This window comes from Aquimarina sp. AD10 (assembly GCF_003443715.1).
GTDB classification, from domain to species: Bacteria; Bacteroidota; Bacteroidia; order Flavobacteriales; family Flavobacteriaceae; genus Aquimarina; species Aquimarina aggregata.
In genome coordinates, this window is record NZ_CP031965.1 from 5,635,245 (window position 1) to 5,653,580 (window position 18,336).

At 32.8% G+C, this 18,336-nt stretch carries 15 protein-coding genes; 6 read left to right on the plus strand and 9 right to left on the minus strand.

The window, feature by feature from the left end; translation table 11 throughout:
* Window positions 1–226: 226 nt before the first annotated feature.
* On the plus strand, window positions 227–3,679 hold the full coding sequence (locus D1816_RS23485) for a pyruvate carboxylase (protein WP_118505930.1): 3,453 nt from the start codon (window positions 227–229) through the stop codon (window positions 3,677–3,679).
* Between the two features lie 335 nt (window positions 3,680–4,014).
* Here the strand turns inward: D1816_RS23485 and D1816_RS23490 are convergent, their stop codons facing one another.
* A complete protein-coding gene (locus D1816_RS23490; RefSeq protein ID WP_066314065.1) occupies window positions 4,015–4,194 on the minus strand; it encodes a hypothetical protein in 180 nt (59 codons plus the stop codon).
* Between the two features lie 221 nt (window positions 4,195–4,415).
* On the opposite strand from D1816_RS23490, the gene D1816_RS23495 reads away from it, so the two are divergent.
* From D1816_RS23495 to D1816_RS23515, 5 genes are all read left to right on the plus strand, one after another.
* Entirely contained in the window at window positions 4,416–5,138 is a 723-nt protein-coding gene (locus D1816_RS23495) for a tetratricopeptide repeat protein (RefSeq protein ID WP_157766092.1), read from the plus strand.
* Between the two features lie 117 nt (window positions 5,139–5,255).
* A complete protein-coding gene (locus D1816_RS23500) occupies window positions 5,256–6,770 on the plus strand; it encodes a lipase (RefSeq protein WP_147405065.1) in 1,515 nt (504 codons plus the stop codon).
* A gap of 40 nt (window positions 6,771–6,810) precedes the next feature.
* Window positions 6,811–8,037: a GDSL-type esterase/lipase family protein gene (locus tag D1816_RS23505; protein ID WP_157766091.1), complete on the plus strand. Its 1,227-nt coding sequence runs from the start codon at window positions 6,811–6,813 to the stop codon at window positions 8,035–8,037.
* Window positions 8,030–9,688: an MBOAT family protein gene (locus D1816_RS23510; RefSeq protein ID WP_118505932.1), complete on the plus strand. Its 1,659-nt coding sequence runs from the start codon at window positions 8,030–8,032 to the stop codon at window positions 9,686–9,688. Before D1816_RS23505 ends, D1816_RS23510 begins: the two co-directional genes overlap by 8 nt.
* Window positions 9,689–9,878: 190 nt before the next feature.
* Window positions 9,879–10,532, plus strand: coding sequence for a uracil-DNA glycosylase family protein (locus D1816_RS23515; RefSeq protein WP_118505933.1), 654 nt, complete (start codon window positions 9,879–9,881; stop codon window positions 10,530–10,532).
* A 139-nt stretch (window positions 10,533–10,671) separates the two neighbouring features.
* Here the strand turns inward: D1816_RS23515 and D1816_RS23520 are convergent, their stop codons facing one another.
* From D1816_RS23520 to D1816_RS23555, 8 genes are all read right to left on the minus strand, one after another.
* On the minus strand, window positions 10,672–11,808 hold the full coding sequence (locus D1816_RS23520) for a glycerophosphodiester phosphodiesterase (RefSeq protein WP_118505934.1): 1,137 nt from the start codon (window positions 11,806–11,808) through the stop codon (window positions 10,672–10,674).
* 197 nt (window positions 11,809–12,005) lie between these two features.
* Window positions 12,006–12,767 carry a tryptophan synthase subunit alpha gene (gene trpA, locus D1816_RS23525; RefSeq protein WP_118505935.1) on the minus strand — a complete coding sequence of 254 codons (762 nt, stop codon included), beginning with the start codon at window positions 12,765–12,767 and terminating at the stop codon, window positions 12,006–12,008.
* 21 nt (window positions 12,768–12,788) lie between these two features.
* The gene (gene trpB, locus D1816_RS23530) at window positions 12,789–13,970 is read right to left on the minus strand and encodes a tryptophan synthase subunit beta (protein ID WP_118505936.1); all 1,182 of its coding nucleotides are present in this window, start codon (window positions 13,968–13,970) and stop codon (window positions 12,789–12,791) included.
* Window positions 13,971–13,995: 25 nt separating this feature from the next.
* A complete protein-coding gene (locus D1816_RS23535) occupies window positions 13,996–14,646 on the minus strand; it encodes a phosphoribosylanthranilate isomerase (RefSeq protein WP_233565265.1) in 651 nt (216 codons plus the stop codon).
* Window positions 14,647–14,663: 17 nt separating this feature from the next.
* Entirely contained in the window at window positions 14,664–15,806 is a 1,143-nt protein-coding gene (locus D1816_RS23540) for an SDR family oxidoreductase (protein WP_066314050.1), read from the minus strand.
* A 1-nt stretch (window position 15,807) separates the two neighbouring features.
* Window positions 15,808–16,590, minus strand: a complete 783-nt coding sequence (gene trpC, locus D1816_RS23545; RefSeq protein WP_066314049.1) for an indole-3-glycerol phosphate synthase TrpC — start codon at window positions 16,588–16,590, stop codon at window positions 15,808–15,810.
* 81 nt (window positions 16,591–16,671) lie between these two features.
* Window positions 16,672–17,670, minus strand: a complete 999-nt coding sequence (gene trpD, locus D1816_RS23550; protein ID WP_118505938.1) for an anthranilate phosphoribosyltransferase — start codon at window positions 17,668–17,670, stop codon at window positions 16,672–16,674.
* 93 nt (window positions 17,671–17,763) lie between these two features.
* On the minus strand, window positions 17,764–18,333 hold the full coding sequence (locus tag D1816_RS23555) for an aminodeoxychorismate/anthranilate synthase component II (protein WP_118505939.1): 570 nt from the start codon (window positions 18,331–18,333) through the stop codon (window positions 17,764–17,766).
* Window positions 18,334–18,336 lie beyond the last annotated feature (3 nt).

The window sequence follows — 18,336 nt, forward strand, 5'->3', positions numbered from 1 at the left end:
CGTTAATTATTGTTAAGTCATTGTTAATCTTTATAAAGCTGTTGCTATACTCATTAAAGATTGAAGAAGTTTTTTATGATTTAAATAATGTCTTTCCTAAAAAAGAAATCATATTATAAGTGATTTATTCCTATATATTTTATACATTCTATTGCAAAGAATCTTTCTTATCAATATCTTCGCAGCGAATGTTCGCTAAAAGTGTTTTTAACTCAAATTTTATAGTATGCAAATCAAAAAGGTTTTAGTAGCCAATCGAGGTGAAATTGCAATCAGAATTTTTAGAGCTTGTACAGAGATCGGATTACAAACTGTAGGGATTTATACCTACGAAGACCGCTATTCTTTACATCGTTACAAGGCCGATGAAGCATATCAAATTGGGGAGAATAACCAACCACTTAAACCTTATTTGAATATTGATGCTATTATAAAGGTTGCAAAAAAAAATAATGTTGATGCAATTCATCCTGGCTATGGTTTTCTTTCTGAAAACGCGAATTTTGCACAAAAATGCTTAGAAAACGACATTATCTTTATTGGACCTAAGGTATCCGTACTTCGTTCGTTAGGAGATAAAATTACAGCCAAAAAAGTTGCTATAGATAATAATATACCCATTATTCAAAGTAATAAAGAAGATCTTAAAGATGTTCAAATAGCTATTAAAGAAGCAAAACGTATTGGTTTTCCTGTGATGTTAAAGGCTGCTTCTGGTGGAGGTGGTCGTGGTATGAGAGTTATTAGAAATCAAGAAGAACTTGAGAAAGCCTTTCCCGAATCCCAAAGAGAAGCACTAAATGCTTTTGGTGACGATACTGTGTTTTTAGAAAAATTTGTGGAAAACCCAAAGCATATTGAAATACAGATTGTAGCCGATCAACATGGTAATATGGTACACCTTTTTGAACGTGATTGTTCTGTACAACGTCGTTATCAAAAGGTAATTGAGTATGCACCATCTTTTGGGGTGGCCGAAGAAATAAAGCAAAGTTTATACGCTTATGCTTTATCTATTTGTAAAGCAGTAGACTATAATAATATCGGGACAGTAGAATTTCTTGTTGATGATGATGATAGTATTTATTTTATTGAAGTAAACCCGAGAGTCCAAGTTGAGCATACCGTAACAGAAATTGTTACAGGTATTGATCTTATTAAAGCCCAAATATTTATTGCAGGAGGATATAAATTATCAGACAAACAGATTAAAATAGAAAGTCAGGAGAGCCTTAAAACTAATGGATTTGCACTGCAATGTAGAATAACCACAGAAGATCCAGAAAATGATTTTAAACCCGATTATGGTACCATTACGACATATCGTAGTGCCTCTGGTTTTGGAATACGATTAGATGCGGGTAGTGTTTATCAAGGAGTAACTATTTCTCCATTTTTTGATTCAATGTTGGTTAAAGTATCAGCAAATAGCCGAACATTAGATGGAGCTTGTCGAAAAATGCGAAGAGCGTTGTCAGAATTTAGAATACGTGGTGTTAAGACCAATATGCCATTTTTAGATAATATTCTTAACCATGAAACCTTTAGAAAAGGAGAGGTGACGGTCAATTTTATTCGTGATACTAAATCTCTATTTGCAATTAGGGAGTCTCGTAACAGAGCGACAAAGCTAGTGAACTTCTTAGGAGATGTAATTGTTAATGGTAATCCCGACGTAAAGAAAATAGACAAAACAAAAACCTTTGTTACTCCAACAATACCAAAATTTGAAGAAAATGCCTTGTATACAAAAGGGACTAAAGATCTTTTAACAGAACTTGGACCAGAAAAATTTGCAACATGGTTAAAAAATGAAAAGAAGATTCATTTTACAGACACCACAATGCGTGATGCACATCAAAGTCTCTTGGCAACCAGAATGCGTACTTATGATATGCTAAAAGTTGCAGAAGGATTTGCTAAAAATCATCCAGAGGTGTTTAGTATGGAAGTATGGGGGGGAGCAACTTTTGATGTATGTCTAAGGTTTCTAAATGAGAATCCTTGGGAACGTCTAAGAGAGTTGCGTAAAGCCATGCCTAATATTCTTCTGCAAATGCTAATAAGAGGTTCTAATGGAGTTGGATATACTGCCTATCCTGACAATTTGATTGGCAAGTTTGTAGAACAATCTTGGGAGAATGGGGTAGATGTTTTTAGAATATTTGATTCTCTAAACTGGATGAAATCAATAGCACCTTGTATAGAACACGTTAGAACTAGAACAGGTGGATTGGCAGAAGGGTCATTGTGCTATACAGGGGACATTCTTGACCCAAATCGTACTAAATATACGTTAGAGTATTATATCCAATTAGCTAAAGATATTGAGAATGCTGGTGCACATATCCTAGGAATAAAAGATATGGCAGGACTTTTAAAGCCATACGCTGCTTATGAACTAGTCTCTGCATTGAAATCAGAAATTAACATACCTATTCATTTACACACGCACGATACATCATCAGTGCAATCTGCAACATACCTTAAGGCAATAGAAGCAGGAGTAGATGTGGTCGATGTTGCCCTTGGCGGATTATCGGGATTAACAGCGCAACCAAATTTTAATGCCGTTTTAGAAATGTTGAAGTTTAATGATCGTGAAAACTCAATAGATATTCCAAAATTAAATGAATACTCTAATTATTGGGAAGCCGTACGTGAATATTACTATGTTTTTGAATCAGGGTTAAAAGCAGGAACAGGAGAAGTGTATCAACATGAAATCCCAGGAGGACAATACTCTAATCTTAAACCGCAAGCGCAAGCATTAGGACTATCTGATCGTTTTCATGAAATTACTAAGATGTATGGAGAAGTAAACGAGCTTTTTGGAGATATAGTTAAGGTAACTCCTAGTTCTAAAGTAGTCGGGGATATGGCTCAATACTTGGTAAGTAACAATTTGACTATAGAAGACGTAAAAAAACGAGGAGAAACTATTTCCTTTCCTCAATCTGTTGTTAGTTTGTTTAAAGGAGAACTGGGGCAACCTGTAGGTGAGTTTCCTAAAGATCTTCAAAAATCAATACTTAAAGATCAAAAGGCATTTACAGATAGACCCAATGCCCATTTAGAACCTGTAGATTTTGAAGCAGAATTTAAAGATTTTGAAAAAGTCTTCAAGAAAGGAATGGGAAGAGCATTAGATATTACAGACTTTCTTTCGTACAAATTATATCCAAAAGTATTCCTAGGAGCTTATAATCATCACTTAAAGTATGGTAATGTGATGAATATTCCTACCAAAAATTTCTTTTATGGAATGGATCTCGAAGAAGAAATTATAGTAACACTAGATCAAGGAAAAACTTTATTAGTGCAGTTAATTTCTGTAGGAGATCCAAATGATGAAGGTGTAGTTACTGTATTCTTTAAAATTAACGGACAAACACGTAATGTAGAAATACAAGATAGCGCAATTAAAGTAGATAAGGTTAGTCATGTAAAAGTAGATAAAGCAGATGATAAACAAATAGGAGCTCCGTTACAAGGTTCTTTATCTTCAATATTGGTAAAATCGGGACAAGAAGTTAAAAAGAATGAACCACTATTTATTATTGAGGCTATGAAAATGGAAACTACTATTACCGCTAATGAAGATGCAGTAGTCAAGAAAATAATATTAAAATCTGGCACTATGGTAGAGGCTGATGATTTAGTGATTACTTTAAAATAAAGCAAAAAAGAGGGGACACAAGCCCCCTCTTTTTGTAACAGATTAATACTTGTAATCAAAATGACAAGGAACATCTGGTTCAACGGATTGATTACAAGGACGAGTTTCGTTATCATTATCATTTCCACCTTGAATTGCTTTTTGTTTTAAACGAGAAATCATATTCTTGTTTAAAGCTAATTTTGTTAATTTTTTTTTCTTCATTTTGAATAAATTATAGATTAAAGTAATACAAACAGGAACTATTTGAAAAGTCTTATCATTTTGAGTGAAGTCTAGAAATAATGTACGTGTTTTTAATACATTTTGACTTCGCTCAACATGATAAATAAAAACTAGTTATCACAATCTTTTATGGCATCTCCAAAATCTGGTAGAGAATTACATCCTTCACGAGTTTGACAACCCCCTAATTGACTACCTACTACATAGTAGCCTCCTTTAACTTGTTGAAGTTGAAACTTAGAAATCATACTTTTGTTTAAGGCTAATTTGGTTAAATTTTTTTTCTTCATTTTAAATAGATTATAGATTAAAATATCCGAACATTTATAGACAATCGGTTTTTTTGTCTAGAAAACTTGATAATAATATTTAAACAGTACTGTTATAGATTAATGTTTCATGTATTAGAAATGTTTCGTGTAAATTGATTAAAGTTTTGTTAATAAAATTATTCCTTTTTTAAACTCTATATGGTATAGAGATGTACAGAGTTTTCTCTATTTTCGCAGGTATGCAATACTTTTTAATTATCGCTTTACAGGCCTTTTGTATCTATCACGCAGTTAAAAACCGAAATAACTACTATTGGTTTTTCGTTATTCTATTCTTACCGGTAATAGGTAGTGTTATCTATCTTTTTACTCAGGTATTTAATAAGAAAGATCTTGATGTAGTACAACATGAGATTGTAAATGCAATAAACCCGACCAAAAAGGTTAAGGATTTACAAAAGCAGTTAGATTTTGCAGACACATTTCAAAATCGTGTAAACCTTGCAGATGCTTTATTCGAGAATGGGGATTTTACTAACGCTATACAAGAGTATGAAAAGTCCTTAGAGAGTAATCATAATCAAGATGTTGGAGTACTTAAAAAATTAATCGAAAGTTATGCTAAGGTTCAGAACCATGAAAAAGTCATTTTTTATGCTGAAAAAATAGAAAACTTAACCGAGTTTAAAGGTTCAAGAAGTCAATTTTTATTTGGGTTAGCATTAGAAGAACAAGGAGATTCCGAAAAGGGCGAGGAACATTTAAAACAGATCGATCAGAGGTATTCTAACTATCATGAACGATATATTCTTGCACAGTTTTTGGTAAAGAAAGGAAAAACAGACGAGGCCAAAGAAATACTTTCTGAAATAATAGTAGAGTCGCAACATATGACCAAACCCAATCGAAACAAATATCGTACAGTAGTAAATGATGTCAAAAAATTAAGTAGTTCTTTATAGATAGGCAACTCTAAATAGTTCAGTATTGTAGATAATATAGTAACAACTACAAGTTAAACCCTTTGTAGTTCGGAAAATCTTTCTATTTTTACAGTACGTATACATCCCCGGGAAACATTGAGAATCAGACCTATCGAAATATCATTATTTATCCTATCTGTTTTAGGAGTATTGTTTGGACTTATGTTTTTGAGTGAAAAAGGTGGAGTTCAAAAAGAACAAACCCAAGATGATGGATTTTCATTTGAAGGGATTTCACTAAAATACCCAGCATACACAACATTTTTAGGATTAGATAAAGATCAAGATTCTTCTCTAACCCGTCAGGACATTTTAAAGGTTACTGAAATTGTAAAACCTTTAGAAATTGAAATGTCAAATAGTAAAAATGATATTGCGTTGACTAAAGAGATAAAACAGTTGCCTGATTTCTCTAAAATAGATACTACACAACTTATTAGAATAAAATATCCAAGTGATAACCCTGATTTTGCAAATGAATTAAGAAAAAAACTTTCATCTAGATCCTGTAGGATTATACATTATGGTGACTCTCAAATAGAAGGGGATCGAATTACGGCATATTTACGTAATAGACTCCAGCATATGTATGGAGGCAGTGGTCCGGGTTTCCTTCCAATTTTACCTGTGTATAGGCAGATAAGTGCTTTAATAGAACCAAGCGAAAATTGGGAACGTTTTGCATATTTTGATCCTACAAAGAAAAAGTTTTCTCATAAAAAATATGGAGCGTATTTATCGGCTTCACGATTTACACCATATCAAAAAATTCGCCCTGATAGCTTAGCTTTAGACTCTTTACCGCTAATTAAAGCTTCGGTAACGATAGGAAAATCTAAAAAAACGTATGCTAAATTTAGGAGGTTTACCAAAATAGGATTGCATTACGGTAATGCTAATAGCCCTATAAAAGTATCTGTGTATAATGATGATGTTTTGATACAACAAGATACCCTTATTGCCGATGGCAGATATCATCATTATAAAATAAGGACATCGACCACTCCCACGAATCTTAAAATTGAATTTGAAGGTAAAGTAAGTGCAGATTTTTATGGATTAACATTAGATGGAGGCTCCAGAGTACAAATAGATAATGTTGCTATGCGAGGAGCTTCTGGAACTATTTTTACGAGTACTAATGCAGCTACATATAGTAGGATGGTGAGAAGCTTGGATCCTAAAATTGTAATTATGCAATATGGTGGTAATACCATGCCGTACCTTAAAGATTCAACAGATGTTGATAAATATGCAAAGCGTGTTGCAAGCCAAGTAAATTGGATACGACGTAGAGCAAAAAAATCTAGTTTTATATTTATTGGACCTACCGATATGTGTCTTCCCGTTAATGGTAAGATGGAAACTTATCCTATGCTACCGTATTTAAATGCGAAGTTAATGGAGACTTGTCTTTCTAATAATGTAGCCTATTGGAGTATGTATGATGCAATGGGAGGGAAAGGATCAATGGAGTTATGGGTAGATGAGAAACTGACAGCAAAGGATTATATGCACTTTACCTGGAAAGGAACCAAAATTATTTCAGAATTATTTTTTACAGCCCTATACCTTGACCTCAAAAAACCTGATAAAAATGACAATGCATAACAAATTATCTTTTTTTCTATGGCTTTTAACCATGCCATTGATGGCACAAACCTATGTTTTAGATACTATTCAAGATAAATATCCTTTTGTTAATTGGAAAGCCAATACGATTAAAATGGCAGAAAATTCGCCTGCTTTTAAAAAATTGTACTGTAAACTTGATACAATAGCCAAAGGCGGACAAGAAAAACTACATGTTTTTCATATTGGAGGATCCCATATACAAGCTGATATTTACTCAAATCGTCTTAGATCCTATCTACAAACTATGAGTCCAACTGCCAAGGGGCAACGCGGCTTTATATACCCTTTTAGTATTGCTAAAACTAATAATCCAGGTAATTACAGAGTAGAATATGATGGGCAATGGTCTGGATATCGATGTTCTGTGCGTAAGGATAGTGTAGCATGGGGATTATCAGGAGTAACGGCAGTTTTTAAAGATTCTATTGCAAACATTAAAATAAAAGTTAATGGTAATAACTATCATAAAAAGATGTATGACTTTAATAGAATCAGAATTTTTTATGATAATTGGACTTCTGATTATGAAATTTCCTTTAAACAAGATTCTTTAGTCTCAAAAGTAAACGAAAATAAAAAAGCTCATTTTATAGAGTTTGCCTTACACAAGAGTGTTGAAGAAATAGAGTTTTGCGTGCGTAAAATAGAAAATATTGAGAATGCAGAGTTCTTAATGATGGGAATAGAACTAATGAATGATAATAATGGGATTGAATACACTTCTATAGGAGTAAATGGCGGGAGCTTTTCTTATTACGATAGATGTCGTTATTTTGAAGACCAACTATTATTATACAAACCTGATTTGTTTATAGTATCAGTAGGAACAAACGACGCCTATCATCCGGATTTTAACCCAGAAGAATATAAAAAGTATTATACAGAACTTATCCAGTTAATACAAAAAGCAAATCCAGATTGTGCAGTATTGCTCACTGTGCCTAATGATTCTTATTACAAAAAAAAGATTCCAAACCCTAGAACAAGAGTAGCCCAAAAAATTATTTATGAGGTCGCCAAAGAACAACAAATGGCGGTTTGGGATTTTTATGAAATAATGGGGGGATTTAATTCTTCGCAAAATTGGTACAAAAATAAGCTTATGCCTAGTGATCGCATTCATTTTACTGTAATGGGGTATAGAATTAAAGCAGATCTTTTATTGCAGGCCTTAGCACATTCTTGGGAGAGTGAATTACAATTACAACCAAATTCTATTTTGAATCAGATAATTAATGAATAGACTTTTTGACATATTTTCTTTTTCCGAAGATTTTCCATTAATCTTTACGCAGGCTAATTTTTGGATATTCTTTGCCGTTATTTATTTTATATATGCAACTGTCTACAATAAAAAAAGCCTAAGAAGTGCGTACCTCTTTGCTATAAGTTTATTATTCTATTATAAGACTAGCGGTCTTTTTATAGGGATCTTATTGTTTAGTACTGTCAATGATTTCTTTTTAGGAAAAGCCATTTATAATAGTAAGTCCGTAATCTTTCAAAAAATATTAGTAGCAATTAGTGTTATCGTTAATTTGACAACATTGTGCTACTTTAAATATGCTTATTTTTTTACAGACTCATACAACTATCTTTTTGAGACAGACTATGAAGTAATTAATTATCTAGCTCAATGGACAAATACCTGGAGTGGTACGGATTATTTTACCGTAGATAAGATTATTCTCCCTGTCGGGATTTCATTTTATACTTTTCAAACGATAAGTTATAGTGTAGATATTTATCGAAAACAGATAGAACCTCTAAAATCGATTATTGATTTTGGTTTTTTTGTGAGTTTCTTTCCTCAATTAGTGGCAGGCCCTATTGTTAGAGCGTCTGATTTTGTGCCACAAATCCGTAAAGATATTAATATCACAAAAGAAGATTTTGGTAATGCTACATTTATGATTTTAAAAGGCCTTATCAAAAAAATGCTTTTTGCTGATTATATAGCAGCTAATTTTATGGACAGAGTGTTTGATGTTCCTGAGATGTTCTCTGGTTTTACAAACATTATGGCAATGTTTGGTTACTCATTGCAAATTTATGGGGATTTTTCAGGTTACACAGATATTGCTATTGGTTTAGCATTACTTATGGGGTATAAATTACCTGTAAACTTTAATTCGCCTTATAAAGCCATACATTGTGGTGATTTTTGGAGGCGTTGGCATATTTCATTATCCAGTTGGCTTAAGGACTACTTATACATCCCGATAGGAGGTAATCGAAACGGAAGTGTATTTTCTTATGTCTTTATAACAGTGTTTACTTTTTTAGGAGCATTTGCATATGCAGATTTTGGAATAGCTATAATCGCTACTGCAGGAGCAGGTTTGTTATTAATAGTTACCCTATTTTCTTCTAAATTAGCTTGGCATTTTAATCGTAATGTTAATATCATGATTACAATGTTAGTAGGAGGTCTTTGGCATGGCGCTTCATGGAAATTTGTAATCTGGGGAGGACTTAACGGTATAGGTATTGTGACATATAAATATTGGCGTTTGATAAGTCCGTATGAAAATTCTAAGGCCTGGTATGCTATAGTATGGCGTATTGCGCTAACATTTATTTTTATCACATTTACACGTGTCTATTTTAGAGGAAATAGTATGGATCATATCGATAGATTCTATCAGCAAGTAATGACAAATATGGACTGGCAAAATGCCTTACTTGTACTTTGGGAATATCGTACTGTATTTATTATTATGTTGATAGGATATATTACCCATTGGTTGCCCTATAAAACTAAAGATTGGGTTTTAGGTCAGTTTATTAAGAGTAATATGGTTATAAAAGCAGCTGTAGTAATTGTTGTTGCTATGATCTGCTACCAAACATATGCCGCAGATTTTCAGCCGTTTATTTATTTTCAATTCTAAGTGTAGTTGTATTTTAGCCGTGATCTTTTACTAGATTATAGGTCGGGCTATTCATTATATTTTTTTATTTTACCTACTTGAGCAGGCTCAATGTGACAAATAAAAAAGATACCACTTCTATCCTTCACGTGAATAATTTTTTTCCGTTTTATATATATTACATTTATCTTCGTAATTCTTATTTCATAATTTGTTTCAACATATTCATCCATACGAACCCTTTTTCCCTGTAGGTGCTACAAAATTGATTGTAGGTACATTGCCACCTCCGCGATTTACAGTTGGCGAGCTTAACGAAAAAGATGTTGATTTTTGTTATGGCAGTAGTAATGGATTGCTTTGGCCTGTTCTGGACAAAATTTTTGATCTACATCTAAAGTATGAAACAACTAACGAAGCAGCTAACCAAAGGAGAGGTTTTCTAACATCGCGCGGGATTGGTGTTTGTGATATAGTGCATAGTTGCGAAAGATCAAAAATTGATGCCTCGGATTTAGGAATGCAAAATATCAAACTTAGAGACATGATAGGGTATTTACAACAATATCCAAAAATTGATACCTTAATCTTTACAGGAGGAAATAGTAAGAATGGACCTGAATATTTCTTTAGAAAACATTTAAAATCTTATGATAAAAAACTAGAAGTGGTATCAAATGATGTCCCTAGAATTCATAAATTTTATATAGAAGATAGAATCATTAAAACAGTATCACTTACGGCACCCTCAGGAGCAGCCAATCGCGCTATTGGGAGTATGCAAGAATATAAAAACCGTAAAAATAAAGATGCCAAATTTAATACGTTAGATTTTAGAGTACTACAGTATAGAAAGTTTTTTTGAAATAAATAATATCATCAGTTTTCTAGTATGCTAAATCGTAAAAAAGAACTTTTTGATTGTATTTTTATGATTTGTATTAAAGAAATAAGAGGTTTCTTGAAAAAGAAACCTCTTATGCATTCTACGTTAATTTATGGTTTTAATCCCTCCAAGTTTCTAGTGCTTTTACAGCTTCATCAGTATAATCAGTAAATAGACCATCTACGCCAGCATCAAAAAATAAATGATATTCTCTTTCTGGATTTCCACCACTCCATTGCGTGTTTTCATTACGAAAGGTATATGGATGTACCAATAAGTTATTTTTATGAGCAAGTGATATAAAATCTGTTGCCGGTAACAGAGTAAGCTCTCCGGATTCTTCGGTTTTGTATGAAATGATAAAAGGTTTCCAAGGTCCAATACCATCAGCATAAGTCGCTGTAAACTTCATTCCTTCTTCAGTAGTAAAAAACTCATACGTTCTAGAGTCTCCATTGCTATAAAAATCAAAAGGAGAACCATACGATATAAAATCTCCCGAAGGTACATTATAATCTAAAGATCCATCTTTGTTAATGTTATAGGTAGAAATTAATTGTACCAGTTTTACAGGTGATTTAGAATTAATGTATTGCAAAGGTTCAACCTCGAAACATTGCACAAATACAGGTGCATTTTTACGATTTAATCCAGCCTTTTTTAGGGTATATAGTAGTTTGTTTTCCATTACATGTGTTCCAAAGAAGTTGTTATGAAATAACGGATGTTTGATTTCGGGATATATCCCAATTGTTTTTCCTCCTTTGATAGACTGTTTTTTAGCAAGTAATATAACTTCTTCAAAAGTTGGGATATCAAATTGGTCATCAAAATCTTTTGGTCTACTACCAAATGCCTGTCTGGCTTTTAGTGTTTTAATTTGTGCCAAAGTAAAATCTATAGCAAACCAGTCTGTAACCATTTTACCATCTAGTTCTTTGGTAGTTTTTAAGTTTGTAAATTCTGGAAGATCAGCTACGTTTGTTGTGCCTGATAACATAGGTTCGTGTCGTACTACAAGATGACCATCTTTTGTTAATACTAAATCTGGTTCTATAAAATCAGCTCCTAATTCGATAGCTTTTACATATCCTTGTAGCGTATGTTCTGGTAATAAAGACTGCGCACCTCTATGTGCTATAATAAGTGGTTTTTTGTCTGGAGTCGGACCCCCAGTATAATCATCTAGAAAATCGCAAGAAGTGAAAGAAATTATTGTGATAAGCAATAATAATGTGTGTTTAAGTGGTTTCATTATTTAAAATTTAGATTTCTGGCAAGAAACAAAATGAATGTTAGTACAATGTGAAACCGATGTTACACTACGATAATCTAAACGTAAAGAATGTTAAATTTAGGAGTATTAGATTTACTTTAAAAAAGTTGTAATTAAACGATTTGTTTTGTCATTCTAAGATATCTTAGAATGACAAAACAAATCGTTTATCTTATCTATCTTATCTTTTTAACAAAGTCACTTATGCTATTCACTCCATTATTTGTAATATGCTTTATAAAAGCCGAACCAATAATAGCTCCCTTAGTAGTTTTGGTGGCTTGTGAAAAAGTTTCGTTATTACTAATGCCAAAACCTACAATTTGAGGGTTTTTGAGTTTTAAATCCTGGATGCGGTTAAAATAATCCTGTTGTACATCTCCAAAAGTTGATTTTGCTCCCGTTGTACTTGCAGAACTAACCATATAAATAAAACCGTTAGATACACTATCAATAAATCGAATACGTTCGTCAGAGGTTTGAGGCGTAATTAAAAACACATTTATCAATCCATATTTTTCAAATATCTCTTGATAATGTTCGTGGTATTCGGCAACGGGAAGATCGGGTATAATTAAGCCATCGATACCAATTTCTTGGCATTTAGCACAAAAAGCTTCAATACCATATTGCATCATAGGGTTAAAGTACCCCATAATAATTAAAGGGATGTTAACTGATTGTCGGATATCTTTAAGTTGTTCAAAAAGAAGTTTTGTAGTCATTCCATTTTTTAAGGCGACTGTAGAACTTTCTTGGATAGTAGGTCCATCTGCTAGAGGGTCACTAAATGGTAACCCTATCTCTATCATATCTACTCCATTTTGTTCTAAATCTTGTATCACTTTTACGGTATCATTAAGTGATGGGTATCCTGCGGTAAAATAAATAGATAATAACTTATTATCTTGATTTAATTTTTGATTAATTCGGTTCATTTTTCTTAAATAGAGTAGTTTTTATAATTTAAAATAATCGATGTAGGTGTTCAAGTCTTTATCTCCACGACCAGAAAGACTAATTACAACAATATCATCTGGTTTAAATTTTTTATCATTAAAAATAGCCAGTGCATGTGATGTTTCGATTGCCGGAATAATTCCTTCTAATTGAGATAATTCTAACCCAGCAGTCATAGCATCATCATCGGTTACTGAGAAAAATTCTCCTCTTCCTGTTTTGTATAAATGGGAATGTAGTGGTCCTACTCCAGGGTAATCTAATCCTGCAGAGATAGAGTAAGGCTCTGTTATTTGACCATCGGGAGTTTGCATTAGCAATGTTTTACATCCATGAATAATACCTTCTTTTCCTAATTGAGATGTAGCAGCACTTTCGCCACTGTTTACACCTTTTCCTGCAGCTTCTACAGCAATGATTCCTACATCAGGATTGTCTAGGAAATGATAATATGTTCCAGCAGCGTTACTTCCACCACCGATACAAGCAACTACATAATCAGGGTTTTCTTGTCCTTCTTTCTCGTTAAGTTGCCATTTTATTTCTTCAGAAATTACAGATTGAAAGCGTGTTACCATATCTGGATAAGGATGAGGTCCGATAGCTGATCCAATAATGTAATGGGTGTCTACAGGGTTGTTGATCCAATCTCTAATAGCTTCGTTAGTGGCATCTTTAAGAGTTTTACTACCTGATTTAGCAGGTCTTACTTCGGCTCCGAGCATTTTCATACGTGCTACATTGGGAGCTTGTCGCTTAATATCAATTTCTCCCATATATACGATGCATTTTATACCCATAAGGGCACATACTGTTGCTGTTGCTACCCCATGCTGTCCAGCACCAGTTTCTGCAATGATTCTGTTTTTACCTAATTTTTTGGCAACTAAAATTTGACCAATAGTATTATTGACCTTGTGAGCTCCAGTATGATTAAGGTCTTCACGTTTTAAGTAAATTCTGGTATTATGTTTTTCTGAAAGGCGTTTGGCAAAATACAACGGAGATGGACGCCCAACATAATCTTTTAATAATTGATTAAACTCTTCTTTAAAAGATGGTTCATTCATAATATCCAGATATGTAGTGCGCAGTTCTTCTACATTTGGATATAGCATTTCAGGAATATATGCTCCTCCAAACTCACCATAGTACCCTTTTTCGTTAGCTTGATATTTCATAGTGTAATTTTATAATATGCTCTATTTAATTAGAGAATAATTGTTTTTTAAATTCTTTTAAATCTTCTATGTTTTTTAGACCTGGTGCCGTTTCAAATTTACTGTTTACATCTAATGCATAAATAGGTAAACCGGTCTTCATAATTTCTTTTATTTTTTCAATTTCATTTAAGCCAATACCACCACTTAATATAAATGGAGTAGTGGAGGGATAGTTTTCTAAAACGCGCCAATCAAATGTATATCCATTGCCTCCTTTTTCTTTTCCTTTAGTATCAAACAAAAAATAATCTACGATACCTTCATACGATTTAAGTATTTTAAAATCGAATTGATCTTTGATCGAGAAGACTTTCCATACTTCAATGTGACGATACCCCGAAGGTCTTTGGGGGCCGTTGAGCTGATTTCTTAATTCTTGACAATATTCAGGAGATTCGTTTCCATGTAATTGAATTGCATTAAAACCAAACTTGACTACTTTTTCAATTATAAAATTAATTGAAGCATCTACAAACACGCCTGTTTTTTTTATAGTATCAGGAAGCTCAGAAATATCTTCTTCAAAATTTCTTGGAGATTTTTCATAAAAAATAAAACCTAAATAATCTGGCTTTAAGTCAGCTACAGCAGTTATGTTTTCTTCATATTTCATTCCGCAAACTTTCAATTTCATCTTCTTTTTTTTCAAGGTTAAAGGTTGGCTTCTAATTTAATATTGGCATTATTAAAATTGATATTATGCGCAAAATCATATATTTCTTGAAAATGTTCTTTCATGTTTGGTTCTTCAATATTTGAAAGTAATTTTCGTATTAATTTAGATTCGAAATAATGATTTTTTGACATTGAATATTTCAGTAATTGACTTCCAATTGTTTTATAGAATAACTTCTCGATAGTGGATTTATCTTCGGGTTCTTCGGGAACTAATTCTATGTTAATACCACATTTTTTTAAAATACTGGTAGCTATATATTGGGTTGGGACATTTTGAGTTAAAGTGATATTTAATTGCTCTTCTTTGATATCAGCTGCACGAATAATTCCTTTAGCAACATAATCTACAGGAACAATATTAAGACCTCCTTCTATATTTAAGGCAAGCCTTATTGTGCCAATATTTGAATGTGATTTTTTTATCTTGTTAAAAAATTCTCCTACAGCATAAAAAACAATATATCTACTGCTTACAAATTTAGGAAAATCAATAAGTCTTCCTGATACAATACTAGGTCTCGCAATAGTGCAGCTAAAATTATTTTCTTTTGCGATTTGTAAAACTAGTTTTTCGATTTTCATTTTATACGCTTCATAGAAGTTTCTAAAATTATATGTCGTAGCAGAATGATAATCCTCTTCGATTGCACCTTCTATTTCACCTCTCGAAAATGCAGTGCTGACAAAGACTAGTTTTTTTGTACGACACTTAATCGTATCGAAAAAAGCTTGCGTATGATGATAATTGACATGTGCAATTTCATGTTTAGCTTTTTCTGTATTACTTAGGTTTACAGAAGCGGCTAAATGATATACTGTTATTGTATTTCCTGCCTTTTCTGGAAGTATAAAATTATGAATCTCTCCTTCAATTACTTCTACATATTTATCTATGTATTCCTTATAGAAAGGAACAATCTTTTCGGGAATAAGCTGTTTAGAAAAAACTTCATTTAATAAACGTTCTTGAGCAGATATATGCCTTTGTTTGCGAATCAAAACATAAATACGTGCTTCTTCTTTTTTCGAATACAAATCAAATAAGAGTTCGAATAATACATGTGACCCTATATTGCCTGTTACTCCTGTTACTAATATTGTATTGATATTGCTCAAGTTATTTTAGATTTTGGATAAATTCTATTGCGCTAGTTCCTGGATTCTCGGTCTTCATAAAGTTTTCACCTATAAGAAAACCTTTATATCCATATTGTTTTAAATCTTTAATAGCTTCGATACTACTGATCCCACTTTCTGAGACTTTTACAAAATCATCAGGAATCTGATCACTTAAAGATTTGCTTATATCTGTACTAACTTCGAATGTTTTTAGGTTTCGATTATTTACACCTAGCATATCGAGTGTGGGCATAATTGACTTTTCTAATTCTTCTTGATTATGAACTTCTAATAATACATCAAGTGATAGGCTTTTGGCAAACTCGGACAAAGATTTGATTTGATCTCTGGTAAGTACCGCAGCTATCAACAAAATAACATCTGCACCGTAAGCCTTTGCTTCGAGTAGTTGGTATTCATCGATTATAAATTCTTTTCGTAATAAAGGAAGCTCTACAGATGCTCTTGTAAGCAATAAATCGTCTAAAGAGCCGCCAAAGTATTTCCCATCGGTTAATATTGACATACCACAAACCTCTGCTTTTTGATACCCTATGGCAACGTCTTGGACACTTACTTTTTGATTAATAACTGCTTTAGAGGGAGATCTGCGTTTATGTTCTGCAATAATTCCTGTTGTACTGTTACGCAATGCATTGGCCAGAGAATTTGTTTTTCGATCAAATAACACAGAATTTTCTAATTGCGTTGTAGGGATGATGCTTTTTTTAAGTTCGACCTCGATACGTTTATCAGCTACTATTTTATCTAGTATATTCATTGTTTTATATCCTAGTTTTTAGATAAATTTTAATAATGGTTTATTTTACAAATAGGCTAGGAGTCTATCCTAAATTAAATTTTATGCCGTTTTACTCAGCTCTTGCACTTTTTGTAGAGCTACGAGTCCTTTTCCAGATAATAAAGATTCTTTGGCACGTTCAAACCCTTGTATTGGTGCTAATTTCTCTACAGTAGCAATAGCCATACCTGCATTAGCACAAACAACATTATTTTGTGCCTCTGTACCTTTACCACTTAAAATATTCATAAAGATATCGGCAGATGACGAAATAGAATCTCCTCCAACTATTTCTTCTTGTTGTAATGCAGAAACACCAAAATCACTTGGTGTTAACATTCCTTCTGTTTGATTTGAAATTGTCTTAGTATTTCCTGTTAAGGAGATTTCATCATATCCATCTAATGCATGAATGATAGTAAAGTTTTTATCTGTGTTTTGATATAAATATCCATACATCCTTGCTAGTTCAAGATTAAAAACACCAACAATTTGATTTTTAGGAAAAGCGGGATTAACCATTGGTCCTAACATATTGAAAAAAGTCTTAACACCAAGTTCTCTACGAATTGGGGCTACATTTTTCATTGCTGGGTGAAATAAAGGTGCGTGCAATACACAAATTCCGGCCTCATCAATACTACGCTTTAAAAAATCTTTATTATTACTAAATTTGATACCTAAGTGTTCCATGACATTGGAGCTTCCGCATTTAGAAGATACACCATAGTTGCCATGTTTAGTTACTTTTATTCCTGCACCAGCAGAGACAAATGATGATAATGTAGAGATGTTAAAAGTATCTTTTCCATCACCACCTGTACCACATAGATCGATAGGGTTGTATTCGCTTAAATCAATAGCTACGCAGAGCTCTAATAATGCATCTCTAAATCCTTCTAATTCTTCAACGGTAATACTACGCATCATATAAACGGTTAAGAAAGATGCGATTTGACTTTGGTTGTAATCTCCTTTAGAAATGTTAACCAATACGGCTTTGGCTTCTTCTTTTGAGATTGTTTCGTGATTGATTAATCTATTGAGTAAATTTTTCATAGCAAGTACGTCCAGAACTCTTTTTTTATCATAAAGATATAGAGTGTGTTAGGATTATTTTTTTGTTAATATCGAATTATCATATTTTTTATGTCAATTGTTGACCCAGTTTTCTAGCATTTTTTTTCCATCTGGTGTTAATACAGATTCTGGATGAAATTGTACACCACGAACATCTAATTTTTTATGGCGAAGTGACATAATTTGTCCGTTTTCATCATATGATGTTGCTTCTAAGCATTCAGGAAGTCCTTGTTCGGTAACCACCCAAGAATGGTATCTACCCACATCAAAGTTTTTTTCAAGCCCCTGAAAAAGAGGCTCGTCTGTTACAGCTAAGGTGACGTTGGTAGCAACGCCATGATATACATTTTCGAGATTGGTCAAATTGCCACCAAAAACTTCTCCTATGGCTTGTTGTCCAAGACAAACCCCAAAGATACTTTTTGAATCAGCATATGCGCTAATGATATCTTTTAATAATCCTGCTTCATCAGGAACACCAGGACCTGGAGATAATAAAATCTTTTGATAAGGTTCTACATCTTTTAGAACTAATTGATCGTTTCGTTTTACGGTAACCTCGCAGCCTAAATCTTCTAGATAATGTACTAAATTGTACACAAACGAGTCGTAGTTGTCTATTACTAATATTTTTTTCATTAT

Bases quoted from the DNA above. Each gene is read 5' to 3' on its own strand.
- D1816_RS23485 (WP_118505930.1), top strand. From the start codon at position 227: ATGCAAATCAAAAAGGTTTTAGTAGCCAATCGAGGTGAAATTGCAATC.
- D1816_RS23490 (WP_066314065.1), bottom strand. From the start codon at position 4,194: ATGAAGAAAAAAAATTTAACCAAATTAGCCTTAAACAAAAGTATGATT.
- D1816_RS23495 (WP_157766092.1), top strand. From the start codon at position 4,416: ATGCAATACTTTTTAATTATCGCTTTACAGGCCTTTTGTATCTATCAC.
- D1816_RS23505 (WP_157766091.1), top strand. From the start codon at position 6,811: ATGGCACAAACCTATGTTTTAGATACTATTCAAGATAAATATCCTTTT.
- D1816_RS23510 (WP_118505932.1), top strand. From the start codon at position 8,030: ATGAATAGACTTTTTGACATATTTTCTTTTTCCGAAGATTTTCCATTA.
- D1816_RS23520 (WP_118505934.1), bottom strand. From the start codon at position 11,808: ATGAAACCACTTAAACACACATTATTATTGCTTATCACAATAATTTCT.
- trpA (WP_118505935.1), bottom strand. From the start codon at position 12,767: ATGAACCGAATTAATCAAAAATTAAATCAAGATAATAAGTTATTATCT.
- trpB (WP_118505936.1), bottom strand. From the start codon at position 13,970: ATGAAATATCAAGCTAACGAAAAAGGGTACTATGGTGAGTTTGGAGGA.
- D1816_RS23535 (WP_233565265.1), bottom strand. From the start codon at position 14,646: ATGAAATTGAAAGTTTGCGGAATGAAATATGAAGAAAACATAACTGCT.
- trpC (WP_066314049.1), bottom strand. From the start codon at position 16,590: ATGAATATACTAGATAAAATAGTAGCTGATAAACGTATCGAGGTCGAA.
- trpD (WP_118505938.1), bottom strand. From the start codon at position 17,670: ATGAAAAATTTACTCAATAGATTAATCAATCACGAAACAATCTCAAAA.
- D1816_RS23555 (WP_118505939.1), bottom strand. From the start codon at position 18,333: ATGAAAAAAATATTAGTAATAGACAACTACGACTCGTTTGTGTACAAT.